Source organism: Starkeya nomas (genome assembly GCF_902703545.1).
Classification (GTDB): Bacteria; Pseudomonadota; Alphaproteobacteria; order Rhizobiales; family Xanthobacteraceae; genus Ancylobacter; species Ancylobacter moscoviensis.
Genome location: NZ_CACSAS010000001.1, coordinates 3,939,153 through 3,951,641 on the forward strand (window position 1 = coordinate 3,939,153; position 12,489 = coordinate 3,951,641).

11 protein-coding genes are annotated in these 12,489 nt (G+C 67.6%); 2 read left to right on the forward strand and 9 right to left on the reverse strand.

Annotation, left to right across the window (positions count from 1 at the left end):
• Positions 1-32: 32 nt before the first annotated feature.
• The 7 genes from STARVERO_RS18600 to STARVERO_RS18630 all read right to left on the reverse strand — a co-directional run bounded on the left by STARVERO_RS18600 (position 33) and on the right by STARVERO_RS18630 (position 7,667).
• Positions 33-395 (reverse strand): RidA family protein, encoded by a 363-nt coding sequence (locus STARVERO_RS18600; protein WP_159600691.1) that lies wholly within the window; start codon positions 393-395, stop codon positions 33-35.
• A 78-nt stretch (positions 396-473) separates the two neighbouring features.
• Entirely contained in the window at positions 474-1,580 is a 1,107-nt protein-coding gene (locus STARVERO_RS18605; RefSeq protein WP_144341234.1) for an LLM class flavin-dependent oxidoreductase, read from the reverse strand.
• Positions 1,581-1,843: 263 nt separating this feature from the next.
• A complete protein-coding gene (locus STARVERO_RS18610) occupies positions 1,844-2,938 on the reverse strand; it encodes an ABC transporter ATP-binding protein (protein ID WP_159600693.1) in 1,095 nt (364 codons plus the stop codon).
• Positions 2,935-3,729 carry an ABC transporter permease gene (locus STARVERO_RS18615; protein WP_144341236.1) on the reverse strand — a complete coding sequence of 265 codons (795 nt, stop codon included), beginning with the start codon at positions 3,727-3,729 and terminating at the stop codon, positions 2,935-2,937. Before STARVERO_RS18615 ends, STARVERO_RS18610 begins: the two co-directional genes overlap by 4 nt.
• Positions 3,730-3,760: 31 nt before the next feature.
• Entirely contained in the window at positions 3,761-4,633 is an 873-nt protein-coding gene (locus tag STARVERO_RS18620; protein ID WP_159600695.1) for an ABC transporter permease, read from the reverse strand.
• Positions 4,634-4,669: 36 nt separating this feature from the next.
• Positions 4,670-5,845 (reverse strand): ABC transporter substrate-binding protein, encoded by a 1,176-nt coding sequence (locus STARVERO_RS18625; protein WP_159600697.1) that lies wholly within the window; start codon positions 5,843-5,845, stop codon positions 4,670-4,672.
• A gap of 208 nt (positions 5,846-6,053) precedes the next feature.
• Positions 6,054-7,667 carry a GMC family oxidoreductase gene (locus tag STARVERO_RS18630; protein WP_159600699.1) on the reverse strand — a complete coding sequence of 538 codons (1,614 nt, stop codon included), beginning with the start codon at positions 7,665-7,667 and terminating at the stop codon, positions 6,054-6,056.
• Positions 7,668-8,014: 347 nt separating this feature from the next.
• On the opposite strand from STARVERO_RS18630, the gene STARVERO_RS18635 reads away from it, so the two are divergent.
• On the forward strand, positions 8,015-9,190 hold the full coding sequence (locus tag STARVERO_RS18635; RefSeq protein WP_144341240.1) for an MFS transporter: 1,176 nt from the start codon (positions 8,015-8,017) through the stop codon (positions 9,188-9,190).
• 12 nt (positions 9,191-9,202) lie between these two features.
• Here the strand turns inward: STARVERO_RS18635 and STARVERO_RS18640 are convergent, their stop codons facing one another.
• On the reverse strand, positions 9,203-10,690 hold the full coding sequence (locus tag STARVERO_RS18640; protein WP_159600701.1) for an aldehyde dehydrogenase family protein: 1,488 nt from the start codon (positions 10,688-10,690) through the stop codon (positions 9,203-9,205).
• 343 nt (positions 10,691-11,033) lie between these two features.
• Here STARVERO_RS18640 and STARVERO_RS18645 point away from each other — a divergent pair, with 343 nt between their 5' ends.
• A complete protein-coding gene (locus tag STARVERO_RS18645) occupies positions 11,034-11,540 on the forward strand; it encodes a flavin reductase family protein (protein ID WP_144341242.1) in 507 nt (168 codons plus the stop codon).
• Between the two features lie 17 nt (positions 11,541-11,557).
• Here the strand turns inward: STARVERO_RS18645 and STARVERO_RS18650 are convergent, their stop codons facing one another.
• Positions 11,558-12,457 (reverse strand): LysR family transcriptional regulator, encoded by a 900-nt coding sequence (locus STARVERO_RS18650; RefSeq protein ID WP_159600704.1) that lies wholly within the window; start codon positions 12,455-12,457, stop codon positions 11,558-11,560.
• Positions 12,458-12,489 lie beyond the last annotated feature (32 nt).

Consider the following 12,489-nt stretch of genomic DNA (forward strand, 5'->3'; position numbering starts at 1 on the left):
ATCGATACTCCGGACGGCTTCGACGGCGATGCTCACAGGACGGCCGTCGCCATCATCTCGACGAGGTTGGCGCCGGCGCCGGCAAGCCGGGACTCGACGGTCGCGCGCGCCGGCTCATTGCCGGCCTCCACCCATGCGTCCCACACCCGGTTCATAGCCTCGAAATGTGCCATGTCGTGCAGCCAGATGTTGACGCGCAGCAAGCGGCTCTTGTCGCTGCCGACCTGTGCGAGATGAGCGTCGATCTGGGCCAGCACGTCCGCGGTCTGGGCCGCGACGTCCGGCGTCTTCACCTTGGCGGTGACGCCGGACATGTAGACCATGCCGTTGTACACGACGACCCGCGAGAGCCGGCCGTTGGAATCGAAGCGCTGGATGGAGTTTTGGGACTGCATGTCTTCACCACGTTGTTGGGCATATGCCCGGTCGCAAAGGCGCGCTCCCGCGCGGTCAGCGCGGGAGCGCGGAGAGCCTCACTCGGCGGCGATCCTGGAGCTGCAATAGTCGCGGAGCTTCGGCATCACCTCCTGCGCCAGCAGGCGCATGGACTTCTGCTGCACCGCGGGGTCGTCCCATTCCTTGAAGGTCTGGAGCAGGGTGCCGAAGGGACCGCCGAGGTAGTCGACGAGCGCCACCAGCTTGTCGAGCACGGTCGCCGGCGAGCCGGAAATGATCATCGTGTCCATGCAGTATTTCAGCGTCACATCCTCGTCGGCCATCGACGGGTCGTGCTTCAGCACGGGCAGGATGTTGTAGGTGCGCATGTCATCGAGCACGAAGTCATAGTACCAGGCGTGGGAATTGCCCTCGCTGGCGAGGTACTCCGCCGCCTCGGCATCGCTGTCGGCCACGAAGACCGAGCGCGCCACGCGCCACTTCTTGCGGTCGGGCTTGCGGCCCGCCTTCTCGGCACCGATCACGTACTGCTCCCAGTGCGACTTCACCCAGCACTCCTGGATGAAGTTCGCCGAAGCGAAGCCCCAGCCATGCAGGCCAGCCTGACGGGCGCTGCCGGAATTGGGCGTCATCGCCGAGATCGCGACTTCCGGGTACGGCTTCTGATAGGGCTTCGCCATCGGCCCGAAGCCGAGCTTCGGTATCACCGAATCCTCGATCTTGATGTGCCAGTACTTGCCCTTGATGTTGTAGGGCGGGTCCGAGGCCCAGATCTTGTGAATGATGTCGATGGAATCGACCAGCATCTCGGCGCGGTTCTTGTCCTCGATGCCGAACAGCTCGAAGTCGCTGGCGAGACCGCCGGGGCCGATGCCCATGATCAGGCGGCCCTTGCTCAGGTGGTCGAACTGCGCCGCGTCGCCGGCAATGTTGGCCGGGTGATGCTGCGGCAGCGCCAGAACACCGGTCGCGAACTTGATGTTCTTGGTCGCGTCGATCAGCGAGGCAAAGAACTGGAGCGGGTTCACGATGGGTTCGATGCTGGACGAATAATGCTCGCCGACCCACACCTCGGAATAGCCGAGCTTGTCGGCGAGGATCGCGGCCTGGCGGTCCTCGTCCAGCATGTCGGTGATGCTCCGCTCGGGGTTGTGAAGCGGTTGCATGAAAAGCCCGAGATCCATCTGCCTCTCCCTGCGCGACCCGCCATCCTTGAAGACCGGGCGGCATCGCTGCTGTTTCACTAATGGCCGCCGCGGGATGTCTCGCCGGCGGTGTCCTGCGGCTCGACAGGAGCCGCGGGTTTTCTTGCGCAATCGGCGTGCCAGCGAAAAAAACGTCGATAAATCAATGATCTTTCGGTCGGAGCCCGAACCTGAGCCGGCGGCGCGTGAGACGTCCCATCGGTGAGACGTTTCGCGGCGCTGAGACCGCCGGACCGGAAAGGTCAATGGGTCAGCAGCACCGCCGCATCCGGCCGCCAGGACGCACGCACCGGCTCGCCCTTGGCCAGCATGGTGCCGTCGACCGAGCGGGTTTCCTGATACTTGATCGTCTCGACCGAGGTGCGGATCGAGTAGACGACGCGGCTTCCCATGAAGACGACGTCCTCGACCACCCCGTCGAGCGCGTTCACCCCGTCCCCGCCCGCGCCGCCCGGCGCCAGCCGGCTGACCTGCAGCGCCTCGGGCCGGATGGCGAGCGAGACGTTCTGCCCGATCGCGACGGCCGCGCCATTGGCCGGCACCTTGACCGTGCCGGGACCGACATCGACATAGGTCGTGTCGGTCTCCGCGGCCCGTACCGCGCCGGCGAGAATGTTCGTCTCACCGAGGAAGCGCGCGCAGAACAGCGAGCGCGGATGCGCGTACATCTCTTCCGGCGTGCCGATCTGCTCGATCCGGCCCTTGTTCATCAGCACGATGCGGTCGGAGAGGATGGTCGCCTCGTCCTGATCGTGCGTCACGTAGATGAAGGTGGTGCCGGTTTCCTGGTGGATGCGCTTCAGCTCGGCCAGCATGTGGTGGCGGATCTTGAGATCGAGCGCAGCCAGCGGCTCGTCGAGCAGGAGCACCGAGGGCGAATTGACCAGTGCCCGCGCCAACGCGACGCGCTGGGCCTGCCCGCCCGAGAGCTCGTGGATCCAGCGATTGCCGTATTCGCCGAGCTGGACGAGGTGCAGCATGTGCTGCACCGCCTCGCGGATGCGCTCCTTCGGCCATTTCTTGAGACGCAGGCCGAAAGCGACGTTGTCGAACACGTCGAGATGGGGAAACAGCGCGTAGCGCTGGAACACCATGTTCACCGGCCGCTTGTCCGGCGGCAGGTAGGAGACGTCGGCTCCCTGAATGGTGACCCGCCCGTGCGTCGTCGCCTCGAAGCCGGCGATGATGCGCATCAACGTGGTCTTGCCGCAGCCCGACGGGCCCAGCAGCGTCAGGATCTCGCCCTGCTGGATGGTGAGATCGATGTCGTGCAGGACGGTCAGCGCGCCGAAGGCCTTCGTGACTCCATACAGTTCGACGATGTTCGGCGTGCTCATGCTTCCATGTCCTTGGCGCGTGCGCTCAGGGCCAGCCGGCGCTGGTACCAGACGAGAAGGCCCCCGATCAGGATCAGGCCGATCGACAGGCCGAGGGAGATGACGGATGCGGCGTTGATGTCCGGGCTGACGGCGCGGCGCATCATCGACCAGATGGTCAGCGGCAGGGTGGTGTCGTTGCCGCTGACGAAGACGGTGATGATGAATTCGTCGAAGGACAGCGCGAAGGACAGGATCGCCGCGCCGCCGATGGTCGGGCCGATGATCGGCAGCGTGACCAGCCGGAAGGTCTGCAACGGCGTCGCTCCGAGATCGCGCGCCGCCTCTTCCAGCGAAAGGTCGAAATACTCGATGCGCGAGCGCACCGCCTCGATGAAGAAGGGCAGGGTGAACAGCACATGGGCGATGATGATCGTCACCAGCGAGCGCTGCAGCCCGATCTGCGAGAACAGCATCACCAGCGCGATGCCGAGGAACAGCCCCGGCAGCGCCACCGGCCCGAAGGCCAGCAGGCCGAACAGGGTCTGTATCCGCCCCTTCAGCCGCGCCAGGCCAAGCGCCGTGAGCGAGCCGAGAATGGTCGTCACCAGCGCGGTGGAGGCCCCTACGATCACGCTATTCCACAGCGAGGCCATGAAGGTCGCGTCGGAGAAGATCTTGGCGTACCAGCGCAGGCTCACCCCCTCGAAGGGAAAGGTGAGCGCCGGCGAGCTGTGGAAGCTGAACAGCGTGATGATGGCGATGGGCGCGTAGAGGAACGCCACATAGAGCCAGACATAGATCCTCAGCATGAGACCTCCGTGTGCGGCGAGACGGCGCGTCTCAATCGTGGAACCGGCGGCCGGGCGCGAGCCGCAGGAGATCGAGCAGCCGCACGAAGCCGAGATAGACGATGAGGAAGGCGGCCAGCAGCAGGAACGCCATCGCCGCCCCGAAGGGCCAGTTGCCGGCGGTGCGGAACTGGTTGGCGATGAGGATGCCCGTGGTCATCCCGTCGCGCCCGCCGAGCAGCTGGGGCGTGACGAAGTCGCCGGCCGAGATGACGAAGGTGAACATGAAGGCGCCGACCAGCCCCTTGTAGCACATGGGCAGGATGACCCTGGTCAGCACCTCGGTATTGCTGGCGCCGAGATCGCGCGCGGCCTCGACATATTCCTTCTTCACGTCGCGCAGCGCCGAGACCAGCAGCAGCAGCGCAAAGGGCAGCATGATGTGGGTCAGCGTCAGTATGGTCGCGAAGGGGCTGAACAGCAGCACCTCCAGCGGCTGGCTGATCAGGCCGAGCTGCATCAGCGTCGTATTGATGAGCCCGTTGGAGCCCAGGATCACCCGCCACGCATAGATGCGCACGAGATAGCTCGAGAACCACGAGACGAGGATCAAATAGAATAGCAGGTTCCCGCGCGTGCGGTAGACGATGAAATAGGCCGCCGGAAAGCTGAGCCCGACCGTCAGCACCGCGGTGCACAGGCCGTTCTTCAGCGCGTTCCAGGTGAGCAGGTAGAAGCCGGACGCGGAGAGCGCCCGGCCGTAATTGTCGAAGGTGAACGCCGGGATGAGCTTGAACGCCTGCGCCATCCAGAAGCTGCAGACGAAGAGAAGCACGGCGGGAACGATGAAGAACACCAGGAGGAAGAGGAACGAGGGGGCGACCAGCGCCAACCCCATTGCCTCGCGACGACGACCCTTCATCATTCCCAACACGATCTCCGTAGGCGGCGGTGCGGCGGCTCAGAACGAGGACTTGAAATCGGTCCAGGCCTGGGTCCACTCGTCATAGGTGGCGTAGGTGTCGGAGGTGCGGGGCGGCTGGCCCTGCAGCGGCGACTTGCGGAACACCTCGGGCAGGTTGCCGTAGTCGAACAGCGCCCTCGTATCGGCGTCCATCAGCGCCGGGGCATGCTTGTTGACCGCGCCGCCGGTGACCGCCTTGGCGACCTCGGCCTGCGCCTTGGCCGCCACCGCCTCGTTCATGAAGGCATAGGCGGTGTCGATGTTCTGCGCGCTGATCGGCATGAACCAGGCGTCGCACCACATCACCGCGCCTTCCGCCGGCACGGCATAGATGGTCTTCACGCCGCGCTTGGCAGTCTCCACCGGCGTGCCGCTCCACACCGAGAAGCAGGCCGCGATCTCGCCGGAGGCGAAGAGCGAGATGACGTCGCCATTCGACGAGCCGAACACGCGGCACTGGTCGCGGTAGGGCCCGAGGCCCTCGAAGGCGGTCTTCATCTCTTCCTTGGTGAGGTTCGGGAATTTCGGCCCGAAGCCGGCGAGGCGCGCGATCATCGGCCAGGTGGCGATGGTGTCGTCGCAGAAGGTCACCTTGCCCTTCAGCTCCGGCGCCAGCAGGTCCTTGTAGGTGGTGATCGGCTTGGTCATGGCCGGGTTGTAGACGAGGGCGTTGAGACCCCAGATCCACGGCAGCGCGAAGTGGGTCTTGTCCCAGTACCAGGTCGGCGCCTCGTAGAACTCGGGATAGATGTTCGCGGCGGTAAAGTTCGGCAGGCGGGCGATGTCGAGCGGCTTCACGATCTTCAGCTCGTCGACATAGAAGCGCTCGAAGCCCTGCGAATATTCGGCGAGATCGAGCCTCACCGGGTTGGAGCCGATCAGCTTGGCGTGGACGTCGTCCTGCGTGCTGATGATGGCCGCGTCGACCTGGACCTTGTTGGCCTCGCGCCAGGCTTTGAGCTCGTTGTCGAGGGTGAAGCCTTCCCAGGCCATGATCTTGAGGTCGCCGCCCACGGCCGCGTGGGCCGGGCCGGGCCAGGCGCCCAGCGTGGCGCCGGCCGCCACCCCCGCGCCGAGCGCGAGCGACGTGCCCAGGAAATCGCGACGGGACAGGACGTCGTTGCGAAGTAGGTTGGCGCGCCCGAACGGGCGCCCTTTAGGCGTATCGACCATGCTGTTCCCCTGATTTTTGAACGTGCTTGATGTCGGAGCCGCGACTTCCGCCGGAGGGGTCAGCAAGAGGCATGCCAGCACTTGCGTGAACAATATTATCTTTCTATATCAATGCCTTAGTATTTTACCGCGACTGGGTTTGAGATTGCTGTCGCAGGAGTCTCAAACCGCGACGGACGGTCGAGAAAACCTGGGCGCGACAGGTTGGTCATGCGAAGGTATCGGCCTGCCCGACTCCATGCCGGATCAGATCGGCGGCCTTCTCGGCGACCATGATGGTCGCAGCGTTGGTGTTGCCGGAGGGCACGGAGGGCATCACCGAGGCATCGGCGACCCGCAGCCCGTCGATGCCGCGCAGCCGGAGCAGCGGATCGACGACGGCCATGTCGTCCGTCCCGATGCGGCAGGTGCCGACCGGATGCAGCGCCCCCTGCGCCCGCTCCTTCACATAGGCCCGGCGCTCCTCACGCGTCTCAAGGCGGCGACCGGGAATCTGCTCGCCGGCGAGCAGACGCGCCATGGAGGGTTGCGCCATGATCTCCTGCCCGAGCCGGATGCCCTCGGCCATGCAGTCGAGATCATACTCCTCGCCGAAATAGTTCGGTGCCACCCGCAGCGGCGCCAGCGGATCGGCCGAGGTCAGCTCCACCACCCCGCGCGAGCGCGGCCGGGTCAGGCAGATGTTCAGCGTGGAGCCGCAGCCGCTCGCGGCCGGCGTGACGCCTTCCTCGATCCCGGTGCCCGGCAGGAAATGGAATTGCAGGTTGGGCTCGGCGATCGCGGGATCGCCCCACCAGAAGGCCCCGCCCTCGATCAGGTTGGAGCAGAGCGGCCCGCGCCGGAACAGCAGCCATTGCAGGCCGGCCATCGCCTTGCGGTGGAGCCTGCGATAGGCGTCGTAGCTCTCCACGCCGTCGAGCGCATGGACGATGTAGACGTCCATATGGTCCTGAAGGCCAACCCCGACGCCGGGCAGGTCATGGCGAACCTCCACCCCGACCTTGCGCAGATGATCGGCCGGACCGACGCCCGACTGCAGCAGCAGTCGCGGGGACTGGATGGCGCCGGCCGACAGGATCACCTCACGCGACGCACGGACCGTCTCGGGCCGGGTGCCTCCGGCGAGGAACTCCACGCCCGACGCCCGCCCCTTGTCGATCAGCACCCGCGTCGCCCGGCAGCCGGTGCGCACGGTGAGGTTCCTGCGCCGCCGCGCCGGCTTCAGATAGGTCACGGCGGTGGAGGCCCGCCGACCGTTGCGCGCGGTGATCTGGTAGAGGCCGCAGCCGGTCTGCACGCCGCCGTTGAAATCACTCGTCGGCGGAATGCCGAACTCCTGGCAGGCCCTTAGCCACGCCTTGGTCAGCGGGTGCGGCGAGGGCTGGCTGGAAACCCAGAGCGGCCCCTCCGTGCCATGCGTGGCGTCGGCGAAGGTGTCGTTGCTCTCCGCTCGCCTGAAATAGGGCAGCACGCCCGCATAGCCCCAGCCTTCCGCGCCTTGTGCCGCCCAGCCATCGAAATCGCTCGGAATTCCGCGGACATAGACCATGCCGTTGACCGAGCTGCCGCCGCCGAGCACGCGCGCCTGCACCATGTGGGGAGCGCCGACGCCGCCCGAGGCACCGTTGGCGGGCTCCCAGGGAATGCGCTGGAGCAGGTTGCCGGTCGCGGTCTTGTAGACCATGGCCGGCAGATGGATGGCGGGAGAAAGATCCCGCGGCCCCTCCTCCAGCAGCAGCACCGAGACGGCCGGATCCTCCGACAGCCGTGCCGCCAGCACGCAGCCGGCCGATCCGCCGCCGACGATGACATAGTCGTACATGCCTCTCACTCTCCTGCTCACCCGGCCGCCGCCAGCGCTCCGTGGGCGGGTAGCAAGTTCCGGTCCGACGCCGGAAAGTACGGATTCCGCGAGGGGGCCGCGCCCGCATCTCACGCCGCGACGTGAGATTCTGCGAAAACCGCGAGACGAATCCGCACATGACGGGAGGCGAACGGCCGGGCGCGAGCGTGCGATCCTTCTTTTTGCGGAACGCAATGGCGCACCGGGCGCACCTGCGGTATGGCGCCCGCGTCTGGCACACATTGTGCCCGGCGGCCGGGACGACCGGCGACGGTCGCAAGGTGGCGTGGCGCCCGATATCGGCGCCGAGCGTATTGGGAAGTGGCATGACTGAAATGACCGCCGCGCGGGAGCAACGAGCGCTCGCCGCGTCGCGCATGGCCGTGAGCGCCGTGTTCTTCGTCGGCGGCGCCGGCCTGACGGTATGGGCGACCTATATTCCGATCCTCAAGGCGCGAGCCGGCCTCGACGACGCCCAGGTCGGCCTCGTGCTGCTCTGCGTTTCGCTTGGCTGCCTGTGCGGAATGCCGGCGGCGGGGTTCATCCGCCCCCGCCTTGGGCCGCTGCGCTCCGGCGCGCTCGCCGGCATCGCCTTCGCCGCCGCGAGCTTCGGTCCTGCCTTCGGCGTCACCATGCCGGTGCTGGCGGCATCGGGCTACGTCATCGGCGTATGCTTCGGCTTCCTCGACGTGTGCATGAACTCGCATGCCTCGGCGCTGGAGCGCGAGCTCGAGCGGCCGATCATGTCCTCCGTGCATGCCTTCTTCAGCCTCGGCAACGTGGCCGGGGCGCTGGCGGGCGGGGCACTGATCGGCTCGGGGCTCGGCATCCCGTCCGCTCTCGGCCTCGCCAGCCTGGTCCTCATCAGCATCGCCACCGCCGCGGTTCCATGGCTCTGGTTGCCGGAAAGCCATGTGCGGGAGGCGGCGGGCACCTCGATCTTCCGCCTTCCCAACCTCACCATGCTGGGGATCGGCATCCTCACCGTGCTGGCCTTCGTCATCGAGCTGGCGTTGATCGACTGGGGAGCGCTCTACCTCGTGCAGGCCACCGGCTCGGTGCCGGCGCAAGCGGCCTATGGCGTGGCGGCCTTCTCGCTCGCCATGACGGGCGGACGCCTGTGGGGAGACCGGATCGTGCGCCGGCTCGGCCCGGTGACGACGATCCAGATCTCCGGTGCCGTCGCCTTTCTGGGCATCGCGATCATCGTGCTGGCCCCGACGACGCTGACGGCGCTGCCCGGCTTCGCCGTCGCCGGCCTCGGCATCGCCAATCTCGTGCCGGTGTTCTTCTCGCTGAGCGGCCGGATGCCCGGCATTCCCCCGACGGCCGGCATCGCCATGACCGTGACCATCGCCTATGGCGGCGGCCTCTTCGGGCCGCCGCTCATCGGCTTCGTGGCGCATTCGCAGGGTATGCGCGCCGCCTTCGTCCTGCTGATCGGCGGCGCGCTGGTGATCGCGGGGATGGTCCGGACGGTCATCCCCCGCGACGTGCGGTGAGAAGCCGGGCGGTCAGCCCAGCTTCATCACCACCGACTTGGTCTCGAGATAGGCGTCGAGATGCTCGACGCCGGACTCGCGGCCATAGCCGCTGGTCTTGTAGCCGCCGAAGGGCACGGCCGGGTCGAGCCCGCCATAGGTGTTGACCCACACCGTGCCGGCACGGATCGCCTTCGCCATGCGGTGCGCGGTGGAGACGTTGGTCGTCCACACCCCGCCGCCGAGGCCGAACACCGTGTCGTTGGCGATGGCGGCGGCTTCCTCCAGCGTGTCGAAGGGGATGGCCGCGGCCACCGGGCCGAAGATTTCCTCCTGCGCGATGCGCATGTCGTTGGTCACGCCGCTGAGCACGGTCGGCTCGAAGAAATAGCCGTCCTTCAGCGCGCCCTCGGTGATGCGCTTGCCGCCGGTGGCGGCGGTGACGCCCTCGCCGAGACCGATCTCCATGTAACCCGCCACCCGATCGAGCTGCTTGGCGTTGACCACCGGGCCGATCTGCGTCGCCGGATCGAGCCCGTTGCCGACCTTGAGCGACTTCGCGTAGTCGCTGACGCGGGCGACGAACTCCTCGTAGATCGGCCGCTGGACCAGCAGGCGCGTGCCGGCGCAGCAGATCTGCCCGGTATTGGCGAACACGCCCATGCCGGCGCCGGCGACGGCGGCGTCCATGTCGCAATCGGCGAAGATGATGTCCGGCGACTTGCCGCCGAGCTCCAGCGTCACCCGCTTGATGTTGCTCTTCGAGGCCTCGATGATCTTGCGGCCGGTGAGGTCCGAGCCGGTGAAGGCCACCTTGTCGACATCCATGTGCCGGGCAAGCGCGTCCCCGGCGATGTGGCCGAAGCCGGGCACGATGTTGACCACGCCTTCCGGCACGCCGGCTTCCAGCAGCAGCTCGCCCAGCCGCAGTGCGGTCAGCGGCGCGTCCTCGGCGGGCTTCAGCACCATGGTGCAGCCGGTGGCGAGCACCGGACCGATCTTCCAGATGGTCGAGGTGAGCGGGGCGTTCCACGGCGTGATGGCGCCGACGACGCCGACGGGCTCCTTCAGCGTGTAGGTGAACACCTCGCCGGGCATGGAGTTCGGCAGCGTGCCGCCGCTGATGACGGTGCACATGCCGGCATAGAAGCGCGGCAGGCCGAGCGCGCGCTGGCGGCGGGCATACATGGAGGTGATGGGCGCGCCCATGTCGAGCACGTCGATATGCGCCAGCGTCTCGAAGTGCTTCTCCACCAGATCGGCGAAGCGCAGCAGGCACTGCTGGCGCTGGAACGGCGTGAAGCGGCTCCACGGGCCGGTGAAGGCGCGGCGCGCCGCGGCCACGGCGAGGTCGATGTCGGCAGCGCCGCCCTCGGAGACCTCGGCCAGCATCTCGCCGGTCGCCGGGTTGAAGGTCTTGAAGGTCTTGCCGGAAAGCGAGGGGACGAACTTGCCGTCGATCAGGAGCTGCTTGGGCAGCGGCGCGATGATGTCGGCGATCGGGTTCACGTTGATGGTCATGGCACTACTTTCGGAAACGAAAGGGATGGCCGGAGAACCGCAAGAGCCATGCCATCGGCTCCTCATCCCGCGGGCGCGCGGAGCGCGGGCGAGCGCCCCGCCGGCGGAAGCCCGCACCGGTGCTGGATTCCTCTCCCCCGCCTCGCCCGATCCGACCAGCCGGCGCGGGACGCCGGCAGGCGCCGGGCGTCTCACATCAGCGACATTTGTCGCAGCGGCTGGCGAGACGCAGACCCCGATCTCCCGCGATTTCCGGAGAATCGGGACGTGGCACGCGACTTGCGCTCCTGTCCCCGCGGTCCCGGCCGGGAATGGCCGGAGGAGCCGCGAAGTGGAGTTCGCCATGATCGAGCCGTCTCATTTCAAGCAGGGCATGCGGCGCCTCGCCGCCGGGGTGTCCGTGATCACCACCATCGACGACGGGCAGCCGCACGGCTTCGTCGCCACCTCCGTCACATCGGTGGCCGCCGACCCGACACCGACCCTGCTCGTCTGCGTTAACCGCAACGTTTCCTGCCACGACGTGATCGACCGCTCACGGTCGTTCTGCGTGAACCTTCTGGCCGAGCCGGAACTGGAGCTCGCCAAGGCGTTCAGCTCCGCCGAGCGCCGCCACGCGCGCTTCAGCACGCATGAATGGCGCCCGCTCTCGACCGGCGCCCCGGCGCTGGTCGGGGCGCTGGCCAGCTTCGACTGCGTGCTGACCGACAAGGTGAGCGTGCACAGCCACAGCATCTTCCTCGGCACCGTGGTCGACATCGTGCTGCCGGAGACACCGCTGCATCCCCTGATCTATGCCGACGGCCAGTTCGACGCGCTGCGCTCGCGCTGCGCCGCGACGGCGCTGTAAGGACGGCCGCTCCGGGATCAGACGCGGCCCCGCGCCGTGTCGCGGGCGACCTTCGCGAAATTCAGCGCCAGGGGCGGCGGCCGGTTGCGCCGGTACACCACCGCCAGCCCGATGCGCGGCGTCGGGGCGCGGATCGAGCGGAAGGCGACGCCGTGCACGTTCAGGCCGCCCATCGATTCCGGCACCAGCGAGATTCCCAGCTCGGCCGAGACCAGCGACAGGATCGAGGCGATCTGCGGCGCCGGCTGGCCGAGCCTCGGCTCGAAGCCGGCCGCCCGGCAGGCGGCAAGCGCGGCGTCGTGGAGGCTGGTGCCGACCGAGCGCGGCGTCAGGATCAGCGCGTCGTCCCTCAGCGTCGCGAGATCGAGGGCGCCCTTCCCGCGCGCCGCCGGGTGGGCGGCGGGCAGCGCCACCACCAGCGGCTCCTCGGCGAGGCTCTCCTCCCGCACGCCCTCGGGATCGGAGGCGGCCGGCCGCAGGATCGCCACGTCGAGCCGTCCCTCGACCAGATTGTCGAGCAGGGTGAGCGAGCTCGCCTCCTCCACCCGCAGCTCGACGTCGGGATAGGTGCGCCCGAAGGAGCGGATCGCCGCCGGCACGATGGGGTTGAGCGCCGCCGTGCCGGTGAGCCCGATGCTGAGCTGACCGATCTCGCCGCGCGCGGCGCGCCGGGCCGCCCGCACGGCGGCCGCGACCTGCCCCGGCAGCGGCGCGACCCCATCGAGGAAGGCCTGTCCCGCCTCCGTCAGCTCCGCGCCATGGGCCACGCGATGGAACAGCAGCGTGCCGATCTCCGCTTCCAGATCCTTGATCTGCGAGCTGAGCGGCGGCTGGCCGATGCCGAGACGCGCGGCGGCGCGGGTGAAGTTCCGTTCCTCGGCGACGGCGAGGAAGTAGCGGATGTGCCGAAGCTCCATCCCATACATATGACAGATGATGAACGCCATTT

What these genes read in the sequence shown, in the direction of transcription:
- STARVERO_RS18645 (WP_144341242.1), top strand. Translation starts at nt 11,034, where the DNA reads ATGATCGAGCCGTCTCATTTCAAGCAGGGCATGCGGCGCCTCGCCGCC.
- STARVERO_RS18620 (WP_159600695.1), bottom strand. Translation starts at nt 4,633, where the DNA reads ATGATGAAGGGTCGTCGTCGCGAGGCAATGGGGTTGGCGCTGGTCGCC.
- STARVERO_RS18610 (WP_159600693.1), bottom strand. Translation starts at nt 2,938, where the DNA reads ATGAGCACGCCGAACATCGTCGAACTGTATGGAGTCACGAAGGCCTTC.
- STARVERO_RS18635 (WP_144341240.1), top strand. Translation starts at nt 8,015, where the DNA reads ATGACTGAAATGACCGCCGCGCGGGAGCAACGAGCGCTCGCCGCGTCG.
- STARVERO_RS18650 (WP_159600704.1), bottom strand. Translation starts at nt 12,457, where the DNA reads ATGGAGCTTCGGCACATCCGCTACTTCCTCGCCGTCGCCGAGGAACGG.
- STARVERO_RS18640 (WP_159600701.1), bottom strand. Translation starts at nt 10,690, where the DNA reads ATGACCATCAACGTGAACCCGATCGCCGACATCATCGCGCCGCTGCCC.
- STARVERO_RS18630 (WP_159600699.1), bottom strand. Translation starts at nt 7,667, where the DNA reads ATGTACGACTATGTCATCGTCGGCGGCGGATCGGCCGGCTGCGTGCTG.
- STARVERO_RS18600 (WP_159600691.1), bottom strand. Translation starts at nt 395, where the DNA reads ATGCAGTCCCAAAACTCCATCCAGCGCTTCGATTCCAACGGCCGGCTC.
- STARVERO_RS18625 (WP_159600697.1), bottom strand. Translation starts at nt 5,845, where the DNA reads ATGGTCGATACGCCTAAAGGGCGCCCGTTCGGGCGCGCCAACCTACTT.
- STARVERO_RS18615 (WP_144341236.1), bottom strand. Translation starts at nt 3,729, where the DNA reads ATGCTGAGGATCTATGTCTGGCTCTATGTGGCGTTCCTCTACGCGCCC.
- STARVERO_RS18605 (WP_144341234.1), bottom strand. Translation starts at nt 1,580, where the DNA reads ATGGATCTCGGGCTTTTCATGCAACCGCTTCACAACCCCGAGCGGAGC.